The 18,490-nt window shown below is 53.2% G+C and carries 16 protein-coding genes and 1 riboswitch; of the genes, 14 read left to right on the top strand and 2 right to left on the bottom strand.

Annotated features, from left to right (window positions below; translation table 11 throughout):
* Window positions 1-225: 225 nt before the first annotated feature.
* The 12 genes from AC2FFD_RS21800 to AC2FFD_RS21745 all read left to right on the top strand — a co-directional run bounded on the left by AC2FFD_RS21800 (window position 226) and on the right by AC2FFD_RS21745 (window position 15,309).
* On the top strand, window positions 226-561 hold the full coding sequence (locus AC2FFD_RS21800; RefSeq protein ID WP_496874135.1) for a 3-methyl-2-oxobutanoate hydroxymethyltransferase: 336 nt from the start codon (window positions 226-228) through the stop codon (window positions 559-561).
* 157 nt (window positions 562-718) lie between these two features.
* Window positions 719-1,429, top strand: a complete 711-nt coding sequence (locus AC2FFD_RS21795) for a FadR/GntR family transcriptional regulator (protein WP_483151328.1) — start codon at window positions 719-721, stop codon at window positions 1,427-1,429.
* A 1,356-nt stretch (window positions 1,430-2,785) separates the two neighbouring features.
* A complete protein-coding gene (dctP, locus tag AC2FFD_RS21790) occupies window positions 2,786-3,724 on the top strand; it encodes a TRAP transporter substrate-binding protein DctP (RefSeq protein WP_496874134.1) in 939 nt (312 codons plus the stop codon).
* A gap of 257 nt (window positions 3,725-3,981) precedes the next feature.
* Window positions 3,982-4,539 carry a TRAP transporter small permease subunit gene (locus tag AC2FFD_RS21785; RefSeq protein ID WP_496874133.1) on the top strand — a complete coding sequence of 186 codons (558 nt, stop codon included), beginning with the start codon at window positions 3,982-3,984 and terminating at the stop codon, window positions 4,537-4,539.
* 1 nt (window position 4,540) lies between these two features.
* Window positions 4,541-5,857: a TRAP transporter large permease gene (locus tag AC2FFD_RS21780; protein WP_496874132.1), complete on the top strand. Its 1,317-nt coding sequence runs from the start codon at window positions 4,541-4,543 to the stop codon at window positions 5,855-5,857.
* Between the two features lie 469 nt (window positions 5,858-6,326).
* Window positions 6,327-7,883: an FAD-binding oxidoreductase gene (locus AC2FFD_RS21775; protein ID WP_496874131.1), complete on the top strand. Its 1,557-nt coding sequence runs from the start codon at window positions 6,327-6,329 to the stop codon at window positions 7,881-7,883.
* A gap of 15 nt (window positions 7,884-7,898) precedes the next feature.
* Window positions 7,899-8,585, top strand: coding sequence for a glutathione S-transferase N-terminal domain-containing protein (locus tag AC2FFD_RS21770; protein ID WP_496874130.1), 687 nt, complete (start codon window positions 7,899-7,901; stop codon window positions 8,583-8,585).
* 106 nt (window positions 8,586-8,691) lie between these two features.
* Complete coding sequence (locus tag AC2FFD_RS21765) at window positions 8,692-10,125, top strand: aldehyde dehydrogenase family protein (protein ID WP_496874129.1); 1,434 nt, start codon at window positions 8,692-8,694, stop codon at window positions 10,123-10,125.
* A 31-nt stretch (window positions 10,126-10,156) separates the two neighbouring features.
* A complete protein-coding gene (locus tag AC2FFD_RS21760; RefSeq protein ID WP_496874128.1) occupies window positions 10,157-11,209 on the top strand; it encodes an alcohol dehydrogenase in 1,053 nt (350 codons plus the stop codon).
* A 16-nt stretch (window positions 11,210-11,225) separates the two neighbouring features.
* Complete coding sequence (locus tag AC2FFD_RS21755) at window positions 11,226-12,806, top strand: class I adenylate-forming enzyme family protein (RefSeq protein WP_496874127.1); 1,581 nt, start codon at window positions 11,226-11,228, stop codon at window positions 12,804-12,806.
* Between the two features lie 439 nt (window positions 12,807-13,245).
* Complete coding sequence (locus tag AC2FFD_RS21750) at window positions 13,246-14,127, top strand: acyl-CoA thioesterase (protein ID WP_496874126.1); 882 nt, start codon at window positions 13,246-13,248, stop codon at window positions 14,125-14,127.
* Window positions 14,128-14,256: 129 nt separating this feature from the next.
* On the top strand, window positions 14,257-15,309 hold the full coding sequence (locus AC2FFD_RS21745; RefSeq protein WP_496874125.1) for an alcohol dehydrogenase: 1,053 nt from the start codon (window positions 14,257-14,259) through the stop codon (window positions 15,307-15,309).
* A gap of 210 nt (window positions 15,310-15,519) precedes the next feature.
* On the opposite strand, the gene AC2FFD_RS21740 is transcribed toward AC2FFD_RS21745, so the two are convergent.
* Complete coding sequence (locus AC2FFD_RS21740; RefSeq protein ID WP_483151339.1) at window positions 15,520-15,753, bottom strand: GntR family transcriptional regulator; 234 nt, start codon at window positions 15,751-15,753, stop codon at window positions 15,520-15,522.
* A gap of 234 nt (window positions 15,754-15,987) precedes the next feature.
* Here AC2FFD_RS21740 and AC2FFD_RS21735 point away from each other — a divergent pair, with 234 nt between their 5' ends.
* On the top strand, window positions 15,988-17,211 hold the full coding sequence (locus tag AC2FFD_RS21735) for a CaiB/BaiF CoA transferase family protein (RefSeq protein WP_496874124.1): 1,224 nt from the start codon (window positions 15,988-15,990) through the stop codon (window positions 17,209-17,211).
* Here the strand turns inward: AC2FFD_RS21735 and AC2FFD_RS21730 are convergent.
* Entirely contained in the window at window positions 17,139-17,696 is a 558-nt protein-coding gene (locus AC2FFD_RS21730) for a winged helix-turn-helix domain-containing protein (protein ID WP_496874123.1), read from the bottom strand. The two genes, AC2FFD_RS21735 and AC2FFD_RS21730, sit on opposite strands and share 73 nt — an antisense overlap.
* Window positions 17,697-18,006: 310 nt before the next feature.
* A riboswitch (FMN riboswitch) is annotated at window positions 18,007-18,155 on the top strand.
* Window positions 18,156-18,229: 74 nt separating this feature from the next.
* Between AC2FFD_RS21730 and AC2FFD_RS21725 the strand changes: the two genes are divergently transcribed.
* Window positions 18,230-18,490 (top strand): 6,7-dimethyl-8-ribityllumazine synthase (locus AC2FFD_RS21725; RefSeq protein ID WP_496874122.1); only part of this gene is annotated, 261 nt, incomplete at its 3' end.

The following is an 18,490-nucleotide window of genomic DNA, read 5'->3' as shown; positions in this document are numbered from 1 at the left end:
CAGAAGGGCAAGCGTGCTTTGGTCGAGACAATACCATTTACACCAGAGGAAGCATCTGCGGCTGAATAAGCCGGCGTTGATACGATGAAAACCCGCTTCGATCTGGCTGTTCCCGAGCTGGCGGTGGCAATGCTGCCGCGGCCAACGAAACCGAAGCTGTTCGGTCCGGCTATGAAGCGATGAAACTGGGCGCGGATGCAGACATGTGTCAGTAGCAGCCGAGATTTGAAAAAGCGGCGACCGATCCAGGGCCATGCCGGGCTGGTGCCGCGCTGGAGCACCTGGACGGGTGGTCTGCATGCTGTCGGTAAGACCCTTAACGAAGCGCTTTATGTCTATAGCCAGATCAAGGCGCCGGAAAAAGTCGGCGCGTATGCTGTCGAAGTCGAGGTTATCCCCGAGGAGCTACTTACCGAAATTGCCAAGCGAACGACAGTTGTGACGTCCTCGATCGGAGCAGGAAGTGGTAGAGACATTCAGTTCCTCTTCGCCGAGGATATTCTTGGAAACAACCCGCCACCTTATTCGCGTCACCCCAAACAGTATCGCGAGCTTTATTAGATGAAAGAAGCGATAAAGCGGCCAGCCTGCCCGGTGCCAGTGCGATTTGATCGACCAGAACCTTGAGCCGTCTCCCAAATTCGCGCGCGATTGGTAATACCAAATTGACAAATTTCTGAAGGCAGTGCAAAAAAGATCTGACAAAAATAGGTGGCACATGTCTTCGACGTCGACGCGGCTTCAGGGCGCGATATTGCAGTTCATTCGGGATCGGCATTTCGAAAGCGGCGAGCGATTGTTTTCTGAACGGGAGTTTGCGGAAAAGTTCAATACAACCAGACCGGCCGTTCGCGAAGCTTTCACCGCTTTAGAAGCGTTAAGGGTCGTCGAGCGGCGCCCGCAGGCCGGTATATATCTACGAGACTTGAGCGAAGACAGTAGCATAGATGCATTGGTCGTAGAGGTGAATGCCGGATTGGTTCCAACCGTCAAACAGACTGAGGATGCTGGCGAAGTACGTCGGATCCTTGAAGTCCAAGCGATACGTGAGGCAGCCAAGTGGCGAACTGATGAGGATCTGGCAAAGCTCCAGGCTCTGCTCGATGAATGCGAAGAGAGAATCGCGAAAGGCTCGCCGATTAACATTGAAGACGAACAGTTCCATAAACTCATTGCAAGCATATCTGGCAATTCACTTTTACTTCGCGTTGTGAATTGGTTTTACGAGTTCACACGTGCCCGCAGGGTGATCTATTTCTCTGAAATCGAGCGCTCTGTGATTTCACATGCCGAGCACAAAAAAATCTTCAACGCCCTAAAAAAGGGCGATCCGGACAAATGTGCAAAGCTGATGGAGCGGCACATTCTTCACTCTGCGAAGATTTGGCAGTGCGAAGTCGAAAGCAGGGTTGGCGAAACGGAAAATTGAGTTCGGCTCAGCTTGGTGGAATTCTTTAACGCGCGGCTCCCTGAAATCTTGATGTCACGAACGTTGTGCAGCGAGCACCTTATCCCGGAAAGACTCCCGTTCTGCGACCTTTGGCAGCGCGCCCAAAGTCACCGAGGCGGTGGAAAAAAGGGCTCGCGGAAGCTGGTCACTAGTGGCCGGGCAAGGACTGGGGCATTGATACAGCGACAGTGCTGTTCTCAGGTTTTGCCGGAAGCTCAAATGCAGAAATCGTGATTCACTTGTACACTTAGGGCGGTGGTGGAGAAATTCTGATGGAGTTCCGGCGCAAGCAATTCGGTGTTGTTGCAATTCCTTGCGGCATGATTCCTGCCGAGGTAGGCATGGTTTCGACCAAAAGGGTCCAATCGCTGGATGACCTGAAGGGGCTCTGATGAAATGGGCATCCCCTGACTTCTCATCTGGTAGGTTTTGGAGATGGAAACCATCAGAACCCATTAATAGTGCTGGCCAGCTCAAAAGAGCTGGCGTGCCCGTCTTCAGAGTTGGGATGTCGCATCCTTTGACCCGCTGGCAGGCAGTAAATGTCCATCCTATCGCCACTTACATCTATGCCGATGATTTGTTCCTGTCATTCTTTAGCCATGCTCTCCTCCTTCTGCAACGCGGCCCCAAATGCCGCATTCAACCGTTCGAGACGATGAAGAGAGACGGTGCTGGCTCGCTACGAAAACGTGGTCAAAACTACAAGGCTCAGACGCCATACACCGCCCCGTCAGCAACCTCGGTCAAGGCAGATGACGGGGCACCATACCAAAGCGGAGATACTGAAGGCTCAGGCTAAAGGCCGTGCGGTGTGTCTTCAGATGGGTCGCGTCGATCATCTGTGTGTCGATCCCGCCGCCCTGATCGGCCAGTTAGAGCAGCAACCGTGCGAAGATGCCTGTTACGCTGCACCGCTTTCAAAGGCTGCAAAGGGCCTCGTGTGGATCGTAATCCGTAGGCGTATCGTGTTTAAGTAAACCATTGCGGGCAATGAAGACTATTCCACTCAACCAATACAAGCCACTTATGTTAGCGCTATGTTTTTTAAGCCTAGATTTAGATCAGGATACCAAGATTATCGCATCCTGCCACCAAGTGAAACTTTACTTGACATGCAAAATTGGTATGTCCAATATGGCATAGTCAAATTGGGTCTACAAAGAGGAAGCGGGCCCGAATGGACGTCAGATGCATTGACCCGGCGAGACGTAAGCCTTGGTTGATGCGAGCTAGCAAAAAACCAGGGAGGTAATTATGCTAGGCAGAAACATTGCAATTGCAGCAACAACGGCCGCAATTATCGGAGCACCGGCATATGCGGAGCGCCTTAGCATGGCGACGCCATGGCCGGGCGGCCAGTGGATTGAATCCATGGAGCGCATGTCCGAGAACATCGCTTTCCTGACAGACGGAGAAGTTGAGATTGAAGTGCTGGCAGGTGGCGCCATCGGTAGCTCTCTGAAAGTGACAGAAGCTGTTTCCAAAGGATTGGCGGAAGCTGGCCATAACTGGTCAGGCTATGACTGGGGTATAGATACCGCATCGGTACTGTTCTCCGGTTACGCCGGTAGCCCAAGTGCGGAAGTGATGCTGCACTGGCTCAGTTTCGGCGGTGGCACCGAACTCCTGCGCGAATGGCGCATGGAGGAGTTTGACGTTGTGGCATTGCCGTGCGGCATGGCGCCTGCAGAAGTCGGCATGATCTCGACCAAGCGTATTCAGACGCTGGCAGATTTCGAGGGCGTGAAGATGCGCACCTCGGGTGCTTGGGCTGAAATCGGTGCTGGTCTTGGAATGTCCACCGTTTCGATGGCTGGTTCCGAAATTTATCCGGCGCTTGAGCGCGGCGTGATCGATGCTCTGGAATGGGGCACGCTGTCTGCGAATACGCGTGCGGGTTTCCATGAAATCGCCAAATTCAACATTTTCCCCGCCCTGCACCAGCCTTCGGTAGTTGTTGAATGTCTGTTCAACAAGGATGTCTGGGAACGCCTGGGTGAGCGCAATCAGAAGCTTATCGAGTTTGCGGCGGCGCTGGAACTTCGGGTGTCCTACGAGGAGCGTGGTCAGGACGACGCGGATTCATATCAAACCTATGTTGATGCGGGCGTTGAGTTTGTCGTTCTGGATGACGAAGTGATCCACAAAGCGGATGAACTGACCGCGGCGTGGTCCGATGAGCACGCGGCCAGCAACCCGTGGTTCAAGCGCGTTCTTGAGCACCAACGCGATTACGCCAAGAACTGGGTGAATGCGGACATCTACCGCTAAGGCCGACGCCTCATCCAAAAACAAAAATCCCAGTGTCTCTCTCTTGACTACGAGATCGAATGAGACGCTGGGGTTCAAAAAAAGGCGCCACGATTTGGTATGTGAGTTGGTCTCCTGAGTGTGCCATCCGGCTTTCTAGGCCGTGAATTGAAGCGCATTTGCTTTTGCCGAGAACAGGCAGCATGGGAAAGCAACAATTGAATCCGAAATCTTGACCTAAAATTAGGCGTCAATGCACCGGAAAGTGTGCGTCATCAATGCTGGAGGCTTTGGATTTGGAAAACCTACTAAACCGAACTGAAACGGGGGTTAGGTGGGTGGCCTATGCGGGTACGCTACTGGTCATTCTGCTCATGCTCTCGATGTTGACAGAAGTCATCTCTCGTTACGTATTTGACTCACCAACATTATGGGCCTACGAAACCGCTTACTTCATGACGGGTTCGTTCTTCCTACTCGGCGTCGCATTTACTCTTCAGGTTGGGGGGCATGTGAAGGTCGATCTAATGACCGGCATCTTTCCTGATCGTATCAATCACATCATTTTCATTATCGGCTATATCTTGGCGGGAACCTTTGTTGTCTGGACGACCGTTGGTTTGACGGAAAGCTTCCTCGAAACGCTGCACACCGGTGAAACAACCGGCGAGTCAGCTTGGAATCCAGTTCTATGGCCGTTTCGTCTGGTTGCAGCTGTAGGGTTTGGTCTCTTCGCCGTCCAGATCATGGTTGAGCTTCTTAGACACGTTATCAAGCTGAAAAATGGCGAGCCATTCGAAAAAAAAGACGGCCTCCTAGGTGAAAAGGAATCGTAAAATGGGGGCCTATGTTCTCTTGATGCTACCACTTTTGATGCTGGTGATTTTCTCCGGTTTCCCAGTGGCGCTTGCCATGATGGCAGTTTCTCTCCTCTTTGGATTCTATCGCTACGGCGATGCCGCGGTGTATCTGTTTGCGACCGAGGTTCATGATGTTGCCGGCAACTACGTGCTGGCCTCTATCCCACTGTTCGTGTTCATGGGATCGCTTCTGGAAAGTACCGGGATCGCCGAGCGATTGTTTAAAGGCATTCATGTCTGGACGCACAAAGTGCCGGGCGGCCTGGCCGTTGGGACTGTTCTGATGGGCGTTGTCTTCGCCATGAGCAGCGGTGTCGTCGGCGCGACTGAAACTGTAATCGGACTTCTGGCGCTTCCGATCATGCTGAGTTACGGGTACAGTAAGTCGCTGATTTCAGGAACAGTTTGCGCGGGAGGCTCACTGGGCACAGCCATTCCACCTTCTGTTGTTGTGATCGTTCTGGCGCCCGTTGTTGAGATTTCGGTAGGCGCTCTGTTCGCAGGCATCCTGTTCCCTGGCCTTCTGATGGCGGGTACGTTCATTCTCTACATCATGATCCGCGCCATGATTGAACCCGAGTCCGCGCCACGAAAGGCCAGTGAGGTCGAGGAACTGACACTTAGCGAAAAGTTGAGGATCACCATTACAGGCTTGATCCCTCCGATCTTCCTTATCTTCACGGTGCTTGGAACAATCCTGCTTGGTTGGGCGACGCCGACCGAGGCGGCGGCTTGTGGCGCAGTTGGAACAATGTTCCTGACTTTCCTGGCCGGGAACCTGAAAATGCATCTTGTCTGGAAAGCGATGAAGACCACCATGGTGGTCTCGACGATGATCCTGACTATTCTTGTTGCTGGGCATATTTTCTCTGCGATCTTCGTCGCGCTTGGCGGCGTCCGGGTCACTCAAGATATGATAGAAGCAGCAAACCTTGGCCCTTGGGTTGTTTTGGCCATTATCCTTCTGATTGCTTTCATCGGGGGTTTCATCCTGGATCTTGTTTCGGTTGTGCTAATCCTTGTTCCAATTGCGGTTCCGATCGTCACCGGCCTTGGTTTTGACCTGATCTGGTTCTCAGTATTGTTCCTGATCGTACTACAGACGGGCTATCTCAGTCCGCCCATGGCTCCTTCGATCTTCTATCTCAGGGCTATTGCACCACCAGAGATAAAACTTTCGCACATGTTCCGCGGTGTTGTTCCGTTTATCACTTGCCAGGTTGTCTGTCTGGTGTTGGTGATCGTGTTCCCGGAAATTGCGCTCTGGCTTCCGGATGCAATTTTCGCAGACTAACAAACTCGACGAGGCAAGTCTGATGATTCTGCCTCGTCGAACAGCCGCCTACAGGCACGGCTCACACTGCGTCGAGATACAGATCATTTCAATGAATCCTCGTCACACATCTAATCCGGTTCGAGTTGTGTCTAAGAAAATCCAACCGTTTCCGGAGATTCGATTTTAAGCGACGAATGGATTGTAGTTCTGCAGTGAATAGACATAAGTAATTGTTTTAATAGGAAATAAAGTTTTTACATTTCTGATATTCCATCTGGACAGTGTTAGATTGTGTAGGTATGTTTTACTAAATTGGTAATACCAATATGGTATTCCTTTTGAAGCTTGAAGATAGGCGACGAGCCAGTATCGCGATGAGAGGAGATTGTCGGTGGCACAGCAGCAAAGTGGATATTACGGCAAGCGACGGAAGTTTTGGTCGTGGGGATATGAGGACGAGGGAATCTCGGACGACGAGGTCAAGGTCATGGCCAAGCGGGTCAAGGAACGCCTTGGCATGGACAACATCGAAGTCAAGAAGACTCCGACGCTTGATGATATCGAGCTGAAACCCTCCAGAATAAAAATTCCGGCGACGCTTGAGCATTTCTGTACGTCGGACAAATGGGACCGTGTGGTTCACACCTACGGTAAAGGTTTCAAGGATATGATGCATATCTTCCGCCGCGACTATGATCGTGCGCCGGATGTGATCGCTTATCCCCAAAACGAAGAAGACATTGCTGCCGTTTACGACTGGTGTGGTGAAAACAATTATGCCTGTATTCCTTTCGGTGGCGGTTCGAGCGTTACCGGTGGTTTCTGGGCGCCCGAAGACGACACATACAATGGCACCGTCGTTATCGACCTCGGCAACCTGAACAAAGTTCTCGAAGTTGATGAAACTTCGCAATGTGCTCTTATCCAGGGCGGTACGCTTGGTCCGTCTTTAGAAGAGCAGCTCAAGCCGCATGGTTTGACCCTGCGACATATCCCCCAATCATGGGAATTCTCATCGTTGGGCGGTTGGATCGCTACCCGAAGTTCGGGCCACTACGCAACGCATCTAACCCACATCGACGATATGGTTGAAAGCCTACGTATGGTGACGCCAGCGGGTGTTATGGAAAACCGTCGTCTGCCAGGCTCTGGTGCTGGACCTGACCCGGACCGCCTGCTGATCGGTTCCGAAGGTACCATGGGTATCATTACGGAAGCTTGGATGAAGTTGCGCGGCCGCGTGAAATTCCGCGCCAACGCGTCGATCACTTTCCCCAGCTTCTACCAGGGGGCAGAGGCTGTCCGCCAGATTACTCAGGCTGGTCTTTATCCGGCCAACGCCCGCTATCTGGATGAGCAGGACGCTAAGTTCTATGGCTCTGGCGATGGTACCCAGTCGGTGCTGCTGTTGGGCTTTGAGTCTGCGGATCACCCAGTTGATGCATGGTTGGAAGTAGGTTTGGAAATTTGCCGCGATCACGGCGGTACGGTTATTGACAAGGCGGACTCGACGACAAACGCACTCGAAAACAGCCGCAGCGGTCCGCAAGGCAGCTGGCGTCATCAGTTCCGCTATCTGCCGCGTCTGATGCACACCCGTTCGGCCATGGGTATCGTGTCGTTCACCTTTGAGACCTCCTACACTTGGGACAAGTTCGAAAAGGCCGACACCGAGATCATGGAACGCGTCTGGGCTGCGATCAAGGAATCCACCGGTGGCGGTGTCCTGTGTCGTCGCTTCTCGTTTCTCTATCCGGACGGGCCTGCGCCATATTACTCGATCATGGCGAAATCGAACCACGGCAACGCGCTGGAAGCGTATCAGTACATTTCTGATGCTGCGTCGGACGCTCTGATGGACGTCGGCGCGACGATCACGCACCACCACGCCGTCGGCAAGTCGTTCCGACCTTGGTACGACAAAGAGATAGATCCGCTTTATCGTCAGGCGCTTGGCGCAGTGAAGAAAGAGCTGGATCCGAATTGGATCATGAACCCAGGTCTTCTGATTGACCGGCCGAAAGGCCTGAAGATCGTAGGTTAATTCTGGTGATACAAAATGATTGATTTCTATTTCTGGCCTACACCGAATGGATACAAGACAGCGATTATGCTGGCTGAGCTTGACGTCGAATATTCGGTTGTACCGGTGAATATCACAGCCGGTGCACAGTTCGAGCCAGAGTATTTAGCGATCAGTCCAAACAACAAAGTGCCGGCCATCGTAGATCACGATGGCCCGCACGGAAAATCGCTCCCAATCTTCGAGTCGGGTGCAATACTTATTTACCTCGCAGAAAAATACGGGAACTTCCTATCTGAAGATCCTGTAATTCGCAGCGAGACGATTCAGTGGCTGTTTTTTCAAAACGCCGCTCTTGGGCCAATGCTCGGGCAGGCGCATCACTTCATGGTCTATGCGTCCGAAGAGATCCCTTATGCGATCGAACGCTACAGTCGAGAGGTTGCGCGTCTTTATGACATTCTTGAACGTAGGCTTGGCAAAAAAGAGTTTCTGGCGGGCGATTACTCGATCGCTGATATCAGCACATTCCCCTGGATACGTACCAGAAAACTGCATCGCCGAGACCTCGCAGACTACCCCAATATAACCCGCTGGTACGAGGCGATCAAAACGCGCCCCGGCGTTCGCAGGGGCATTGACACACTTAAGGACAAGAAAGAGTGGGAGGCCAAACCCGGTTCTGACGAGTGGAAGCACATGTTTGGCAAGGGAAAAAACTGAACAGACCTGGCGTCTGCCATTGGCGATGCAAACGGACAGAAGATTAAGCGCTCAAAGAATAACTTGCGTCAGTGAGGCGCAATAGAACGACAACTGGTGAGATGAAATGTTGAATACGCGTCAATTTTATATCAACGGACAATGGGTGAATCCGCATGTAGAGCGTGATCACCATGTCACTAACCCGACGACCGAGGAACCTTGCACAGTCATTTCTCTTGGAAGTGAGAAAGACGTCGATGACGCAGTAGCAGCTGCGCGGGCAGCTTACCCGGTTTGGAAGAACACGCCGGTTGAAGACCGCATCGCGGCACTTGAACGGCTGATCCATAATTACGAGGCTGGGGTTGACGAGATGGCAGTCTCAATGAGCGTTGAAATGGGCGCGCCAATTGATTTTTCAAAAAATGTCCACTTCGTAGCCGGACTGAACCACTTGCGCAATTTTGCGAAAGTCGCGCGGGAGTTCAGATTTGAGGAGCCGCTGAGCGAAGAATCCCCGGACAGTTGGATCATCTATGAACCGGCCGGAGTGGTCGCGCTGATCACGCCTTGGAACTGGCCGATGAATCAGATTATGCTCAAGGTCGGGGCCGCGATTGTTGCTGGCTGTACAATGGTTGTGAAACCGTCCGAGGAAAGCCCACTCAGTGCGCTGATACTTGCGGATATGGTTGATCAGGCCGGTTTCCCTCCCGGCGTGTTCAACCTCGTCAACGGAGACGGTGCAGGCGTTGGCAATGCAATGTCGAGTCATATGGACGTCGATCTTGTGAGCTTCACCGGCTCGGGCCGGGCCGGAAAATTGGTTTCGGAAGCAGCGATTGGCAACCTCAAGAAAGTTCACCTAGAGCTTGGCGGCAAAGGCGCAAACTTGGTTTTTGAAGACGCCGATACAGATGCGGTTGCCCGCGGTGTTCGGCAGTTGATGATCAACTCTGGTCAGTCGTGCATCGCGCCTAGCCGGATGGTTGTCGAGGAAAGTGCCTACGATCAGGCCGTCAAAATCGCGACAGAAGTCGGCGAAAGTCTAACAGTTGGTCCTGCCGAAGAACCGGGGCCGCACCTTGGGCCCGTTGTAAATAAGGCACAATTCGAGAAAATTCAAGGGCTTATCCGAATCGGTATTGAGGAAGGTGCCCGCGTCATCGTTGGCGGTCCGGACCGCCCTGAAGGGTACAATCGTGGGTTCTATATCCGCCCGACGATCTTTGCTGATGTCACCAACGATATGACTATTGCCCGGGAAGAGATTTTTGGACCGGTCCTTGTGATGATGAAATTCAAGGATGAGGAAGACGCGATCGAGATTGCGAACGACACCGACTTTGGCCTGATGAATTACGTCCAGACACAGGACGCCGAGAAACTGAAGCGCGTGTCGCGTAAACTTCGATCCGGGATGGTTGAAGCCAACGGCGTTCGCCGGGGGGCAGGCGCTCCGTTTGGAGGTGTGAAGCAATCCGGGAACGGCCGTGAAGGTGGCAAATGGGGCCTTGAGGACTTTTTGGAAGTGAAGCTGGTGTCAGGCTGGAGCTAAACGGCGCATCAGAAGCTAGGGAGGAAAAGAAATGCGCAGCTATAGCGTACTAGAACACAAACGACCGCTGGTTCCGGTCGAAAGCGAGATCCCGGAACTCGAGGGAGCCCAGGTTCTCGTCAAAGTTTCGCATGCAGGGGTCTGTCACACTGATCTTCACCTGTGGGAAGGGGAATACAACCTTGGTGCCGGCAAAACTCTTCCGATCTCTCAGAGAGGTATTCATCCACCGCTAACGCTTGGACACGAAATCTCAGGCGAGATCGTCGGCGTCGGCCCGGATGGCGATGAGAGTGTGATCGGACGGACATGCGTCGTGCATCCCTGGCTTGGTTGTGGCGAGTGCGCGACGTGCCTACGCGGTCAGGAAAACATCTGCATGACACCGAAGTTCCTTGGGGTGCAGCATCCGGGCGGCTTCTCTGAGTATGTCATTGCTCCGCACGAGAAGTTCTGCGTTGAGATCGGTGATCTCGATCCCGCGCAGGCTGCGCTCATGGCATGCTCAGGCGTGACAACGTATAGTGCCATTCGGAAATTCGGGGATATCCTGAAAGACGAACCGCTTGTCATTCTCGGTGCCGGTGGCCTTGGATTTATGGCGTTGTCCATCCTGAATGCCTTGGGCCTGAAAGGCGCGATTATGGTTGATCTCGATGACACCAAACTCGAAGCTGCCAAGAGGGAAGGAGCGCTTCTCACGGTGAATTCTGGGGAAGAAGACGCTGCACAGCAGATCATCGACGCCACTGGCGGCGGTGCAATCGCAGTGCTTGATCTGGTTGGAGCGGAACCCACCATCCAGCTTGCCATTTCGAGTGTTGCCCGTGGTGCGCGGATCGTGGTTTGCGGGCTTTATGGCGGCGAGCTTGTCGTGCCATTGCCCTACATTCCCATGCGCCCGCTCCACATTCAGGGTAGCTGGGTTGGCAACCTTCGTGAACTTAAAGAGTTGGTCCAAATCGCCAGAGAACATGGCGTCAATCATGTTCCTGTGCAGGAGAGGCCGTTGGAGGAAGCCGACAGCGTTCTGAACGAATTGAAGAACGGCGAGTTCGTTGGTCGCGCCGTTCTGAAACCTTGATTGTATGATGTCAGTCATGAACGCTACCGCTGAACTTGATCCCGTCGCTGACCTGCCAACGCGTATTCACGAATGTCTCGATGAGGGGGCGCTAGCCGGACCTGATCGGATCGCATTTGTGGATGAGACCGGAAAAAAGTGGTCTTACGCCGATGTCATTGCCGCGCGAGAGGAAACTGCGGCTAAACTCACGGAACTTGGCGTCCGAGCCGGCGACCGGCTCATGCTGGTGTGCGAAAACTCAATTGCGGCCATTACCGCAATTTTCGCCGCCAGCACACTCGATGTGATTGTTGCGATCATCAACGCCAGACTTAGCCCGCGCGAGATCGATGCGATCCGCGAGGACTGCATGCCGCGCCGTGTCATCTACACCGATCTAGTGTCGGCCAATGCAGCCGAACATGGCAAAAGACATGCGGCAGCCGACATAGATTTCGGGGCGATCGGAATGTTGAAAGTCGCGGAGTTAAACGCGGATTGCGTTCCTTCTGAAGTCTTTCAGGACAACAAGCGGCAGGTCGCTGTTCTGACCTACACGACAGGCACCACCGGGCGACCAAAAGGTGTCATGCTCAGTCATCGAAATCTTGGATTTGTTGGTGTTCGGAACAAGCGCTTGGGCGTCATGGGGTCTGCCGATGTAGGGCTGTGCCTTATGCCGATCGCACATTCCTATGGATTTGCACAGATGCTTTCATCGGTGAACGCCGCAACCCGGTTGATCATAATGCCGCGTTTCGATCTTGAACAGGTTTTGGAGTTGATATCGTCGGGGACTCTTACGGTCTTCGGAGCAGTGCCGGCTTTGTACGGTAAAATCGTCGACGTCTGCCAAAAAACTGGCCGGAGCCTTAAGCCAAACGCTCTTAGATTTCTTCTGATTGGCACGGCGCCGTTGGATTTGACGCTTAGGCGCTCGATTGAAGACCTGTTCGGCACAGTTTTGACCAACGGTTACGGGTTGACAGAAACATCACCGACGATCTCGAGGAGCGCGTACACGTTCGGATCAGATGAAATTGATCTCGGGGCGCCGATCAGCGGAGTTGAAGTCAAGATCATCGACGACGATGGAAACCCTGTTCCGCAAGGCGAACCCGGAGAACTCTGGGTCAAAGGACCAAATGTCATGCTGGGCTACTTCGGCAACCGAGAGGCGACGTCGGCCATTTTTGACGAAGACGGGTTCATGAACACTGGCGATGTTGTGCGTCAGGCAGAGAGTGGCGTCCTGAACATCGAAGGGCGGACGAAAGAACTGATCATCAAATCGGGATTCAACGTCTATCCAGTCGAAGTCGAAGCACAGCTAAATTCACACCCTGACGTGCTGAACTCGGCGGTCGTGGGATACGACAAGGATGGCGATGAAATGGTCATTGGCTTTGTAGAAGGGGTGCCCGGTTCGCAAGTTGATCCCGGCGCTGTCCGCGGCTTTGCGCGCGAACGTCTGGCCGGTTACAAAGTACCGTCGTATATTTTTGTCGTGGACACACTCCCCTACTCGCCAAATGCGAAAATCTTGAAAAAGCAGCTAAAGGAGCGAGCTGTTGAGTTAGTGGATGAAGTTGAGAGCCAGAAAGTCGCAACGTGAAGCATCTTTTCGGACTGGTTGGTCGGTCACGATGCCATACGCGACTTATTGGACGCAACGTGCATTAATCACTCCCTTGTGCACGATGCGCTCAGAGGGGGCGCCACCCTATTTGACGACGCCCCCTCTACCCGATTTGACATCAAGCTGACGCAAAAAATGCGGGCATTTGGTGACGACTTAATGGTCAAGCGCGAAACGAAATGTAGAGATGGATTGAGCCCTCCAATTTGACATTTCCTTTGTCTAACGAGATCTCATTTGCGGCGGGAAATACCGTGAAAATGCCAGGTCATATTGCTCCGCAATTGCTTGCGCTTGCAGCCCTTGTGCGCGTCGTTGTCGAGTTGCCCCCGGCTCTCTTGCTATCAGCCGCTTCAGGTGTCGCGTTGGCGGGAGCTTAAGTCATGATGGGCAAAGGTATGAGGTGGACTTTCTGATGGTTGGTCAAAACGATCTGCGGTCCATGTTGAGTTTGGAGCAACTGGACACGGACCTCTTTCGCGCAGGGAAATCGTCAAACACCATTACACCTCGAATTTACGGTGGTCAGGTCATTGCCCAAGCGCTCGCGGCTGCTACGGCAACTATCGAAGGTGTAACGTGTCACTCGCTGCACACTTACTTTCTCAGGCCCGGCGACCCGTCCGAACCCGTGATCTATCATGTCGAGCGCTCCAAGGATGGACGTTCCTTCTCTACTCGTCGTGTGCGTGCGATGCAGAACGGGAAGCAAATTCTGAACTTGTCGGCGTCCTATCACATCGACGAAGAGGGTCTTAGTCATCAACACGCCATGCCGGAGGTTGTTGAGCCGAGTTCTGCCGTCGCGTTTCGGATGCCGTCGCGAGAACAATACTCCAAAATGAGCAAGGGCATGCCGGTTGTCGACGAACTTCTTGGGCTCATTGAATTGCGGCGGGTCAATCCGATGGACGTCGATAATGTTATTCCTGCCGACGACCGTCATTCCGTTTGGTTTCGGATCCCGTCAGCGACGGGGTTGGGGCCCGAACAACAACAGCAGCTACTCGCTTACGCCACCGACTTGAATATCCTCAGTACGAGCCTTCGCCCGCACGGCTTAAATTGGCTGCACAACAAGGTGCAGGGCGCCAGTCTGGACCATGCGGTCTGGTTTCACGCGCCAGTTCAGGTTGACGAGTGGCTTTTGTACGCGCTGGAATCTCCTTGGACCGGAAGTGCGAGATGCCTGAACAGAGGAAGTATCTTTGCACAGGACGGCAAAGTGGTGGCTTCGGTCGCGCAAGAGGGGCTTATCCGTCCCAAAAACACTTCGTCGGCTTCATCGCGAGGTTGAAAGTAGATTTGGTTTTAGGTATACCGTATTGGTTAGTCCAAAATGGCCTGTCGGCGATTTTGGTGAAAGATTTCTTGTATGGGAGACTGGCAGGGCAATTCGTAGAGCCCACCGGTTTAGGAGGATAATATGAAAAGCGTTCGCGTCCACGAGCATGGTAAGCCGCTGGTCACAGTTGAAACCGAAATACCGGAACTCAAGGGCACCGAAGTTCTGGTGAAGGTTAAGGCGACAGGCATCTGTCATACAGATTTGCACTTGTGGGAAGGTGGCTACGATCTGGGAAGCGGTAACCGTCTTTCAGTTGCAGACAGGGGCATTAACTTGCCCATGACGATGGGCCATGAAGTTGCAGGCACTGTCGAGGCGGTTGGACCAGATGGCGACAGCTCGGTTATTGGCATGGACTGCGTCGCCTACCCCTGGCTTGGATGTGGTGAATGTACGGTGTGCATCCGCGATCAGGAGAACCTATGCACCAAGTCCAGATCTCTCGGCATTTTCACCGCTGGCGGCTACGCCGAATATGCGGTTCTTCCACACGCCAAATACTGTATCGACCACACCGGTATCTCTTCGGACCAGGCCGCGCTTCTGGCTTGCTCGGGCGTTACGACTTACAGCGCAATTAAGAAGTTTGGTGACATTTTGAATGACGAACCGTTGATGATACTCGGTGCAGGCGGATTGGGTATGATGGCCCTGTCGATCGTTCAGGCGATGGGCTTCAAAGGTGCAATTGTCGTCGACCTCGATCAGTCAAAACTCGACGCCGCGACTGAGGCCGGCGCACTTCATGTGGTGAACTCGGGTAGCGAGGGCGCTGCGGATGCAATCAAAGAACTGACCGGCGGCGGCGCGTATGCTGTTCTGGACCTGGTTGGCGCTGAGGCAACGATTAACCTTGCGATCGACTCTGTTGCTCGAGGCGCGCACATCGTTGTTTGCGGGCTTTACGGTGGTGAACTGCGGGTGCCTCTCCCCTTCGTTCCCATGCGTCCACTGAACATTCAGGGAAGCTGGACCGGGAACTTACCCGAGTTGAAAGAGCTAATCGCATTGGCGCAAACCAAGGGGATTGCACCTGTGCCGGTTACAGAATGTGCGCTCCATGAGGCAAACTCAGCATTGATGGACCTGAAGGATGGCAAACTCCTGGGCAGGGCTATTCTAAGGCCCTAGATGGTGCCGAATTGAATTTGGTCCTGCCCCCGTGGCAGATGTCGGAACCCTTCAGGTCACCGCCGGTGAACGTACCTTCCGAGGCGGTGGGGAACGGGCTCATGTGTTACTTCAAAGCGGCATTGGCCAATCCCAAAATCAAAACAGTGATGCTGAATTGTAAGGGTTTGAATCTCTTTCACATCACAGCGACTTGTCGGTGTTTTCTGATCAGTCGGCGCGGAGAATTGGTGAGAGCTCGTCAAAACTGGTTTCCATATTCTGGTCAAGCAGATAGATGCCCGAATGACTGCGCTGTTCAACGGCGCGCAATGCTTCCAGAGCCGTTATGGCGACGCGCACCGCAGCCCGTGTGGTAGAAAACTGTTCCGCAAGATTTCGCTCCGAAAACAACCTCTCACCGCTTGGAAAACGCCGATAGTGGATTAGCTTCAGAATATCCAATTGGAGCTTTGCTCGATTCGAAGACACGCCACACCTTTGAGTTAAAGATTCAGGCCATGGGAAATCCGTGCTTAGCAACTGAATTCTCGACTATCAAACCTATTTGGTATACCACTATTGCAAACCCAATTTGGTTATGCCAAATTGAAGCTCAGCCGGAGTGAAGACTAGGTCACCGATCCCGCAACGCATTTAGCAGACCTTATTTGGTCAGGAACTTGAAGGATAAAATGAATGACTGGGCCACTTAAGGGGATGAAAGTCCTTGATTTATCTCGAATTCTGGCAGGTCCCTGGTTGACACAGATCCTATCTGATCTGGGTGCTGAAGTTTGGAAAGTCGAACGCCCCGGCAGTGGCGACGACACGCGCCATTGGGGACCTCCCTACCTGAAAGATGGTAGTGGGAACGACACCGAGGACTCTGCGTATTTCCAAGCTGCCAATCGCGGGAAACGTTCGATCTGCGTCAACATAAAATCGCCAGAGGGGCAGGAAGTTGTCCGCATGCTCGCCCAAAAGGCGGACGTTTTCGTTGAGAATTACAAGTTTGGTGATCTGGACGGGTGCGGTCTGGGATATGATGACATCAAGGCGATCCGGCCAAGCATCGTCTACTGCTCAATCACCGGTTACGGTCACACCGGCCCCTATAAGGAGCGCGCAGGATATGACATGGCGGTTCAGGCCATCAGCGGCCTAATGAGTTTCACTGGAGAACACTACGCTCTGCCCGGAGGCGGCCCTCAGAAAGTAGGAGTTCCAATCGCCGATCTCATGACAGGAACGCTGTCATCTGCGGCCACCATCGCCGCCTACCACCACGCCAAAACGACAGGTCAGGGCCAGCACATCGACATGGCGCTTCTTGATGTGATGGTCTCATCGCTTGCCAACCAGAACATGAACTACCTTGTGGGAGGCATAACTCCGCGCCCACTCGGTAACGCGCACCCGAACATTGTGCCTTATCAGGTTTTTCGGACCAAGGACGGCAGCTTCGTGTTGGCTGTGGGCAATGACCGCCAGTACAAGAAGTTCTGCATTGTTGCCGGATGCTCGGAACTTGCGCAGGACAGTCGTTTTCTCGCTAATTCAGATAGGCTTGCGAACCGCGAGGCATTGGCGGAATTGATACAGGCGGTCGTTGAAAAAGAGACGACTGACTATTGGGTTCAGACTTTGTCAAATGCAGGTGTCCCCTGCTCGCCCATCAACAATCTGAAGCAGGTGTTTGAGAACGAGCAGATCGTGCACCGCGGATTGCAGATCACTGGAGAGCATGCCCGAAACGGCCAGATGCCAATGGTCGGAAGCCCGATCAAGTATTCCGAGACACCGGTCGAACACCAGAGCGCACCGCCAGTGCTGAACCAGCATCGCGATTATATTCTAGACGAAGTTTTGTCGCTGTCTGACGCCTGCAAGCAAAGGCTGGCCTGCGGCATCCCGGAATAGTGGGCGCTTAGCGACGGGTCAGCATTAATTCGGTCAAACAGGTCGAGTGTGTCCATGAGACTTGAACCTTTTCGAGCGCTTCCAAACTCTTTCAGGTTCGCGCCAGCAAAAGTGTAACGATCAGGTCCTTGATCAATCCCTGCGCCATCTCTGCTCAGATCTCGAAACGGCATGACTAGGTCGAGCAACTGATGTTTGCGCGGACGGATAGGATCGTTCAAAGGCCCTCTGATCTCAGCAGCAGCGACAAATTGAACCCCACGTTTTGGGACGGCTTGTTCTCGTCCGGTGTCTCCGACGGCGTTGCGCACCAAATTGATCCGAGAAGTGATCGCTGCTTCTAAATTTATGTGTCCCTTCCAAATATTCTCGATCAGCTCGTCCTTAGTGATGGCCCAATCATGATGCCTGTTCAGATATGCCAGGACATCAATAGCCTTCGGTTCAACCTCGACAGGCTCACCTTCGCACAAAAGCTCAGACACCTCTGTATCGTACGCATATGAACCGAAATTGACCTATACGCACTTGCTCCCAAGCATCAAGTGCTCTGCCGAACCAATGCCGATGGCTTGGATTAGCCCATGATAAAAAGCCTCGCCGCAAGATTGATCATCGAAACTAGCCGGAGTCAAAACTGATGACAGGTGATTGTCGGGACGGTACATTTACCTGCCACAGACTATTGAACGGTTTCCTCCGGCCAGCGTCGTCTGTTCACCGTCTTCTTTTGCGAAAGTATACCAAATTGGCAAACCAAGCACTTGTGTATCGTTCTTGCTCCGTCTAAAATGTCGGCGTTCTCAGGGCGGGGTGGAATTCCCCACCGGCGGTAAACAAATCATTTTCAAGCCCGCGAGCGCCTCGGTTTTTGGGTCGAGGGTCAAGCAGACCAGGTGAAATTCCTGGGCCGACGGTTAAAGTCCGGATGGAAGAGAATTTGGTATGGGTCGTCGTCCTGTCGAGCCATTAGCACGTGTTCGCCTTGAGTGACGTGTCACTATGAAAGGAGATCACTATGACACACGCCCGATATGCCTTTATCAAAGCTAGTTGGCACGCAGATATTGTCGACCAGGCACTCGAGGGGTTTAAGCAAAAAGTTCCTCTAGAAAAGATAGATGTTTTTAGTGTTCCCGGTGCTTTTGAAATGCCCTTGCTTGCGCGCGACCTAGCGAAGTCGGGGCGATATGAGGCAGTAATCGCTGCGGCATTTGTTGTGGACGGCGGCATTTATCGGCACGACTTTGTTGCCCAGGCGGTGGTGAACGGCCTGATG

Source organism: Ruegeria sp. YTSC002, from assembly GCF_059609845.1.
The sequence above is the reverse complement of the archived record's forward strand: the minus strand, read 5'-3'. Positions and strand labels throughout refer to the sequence as shown.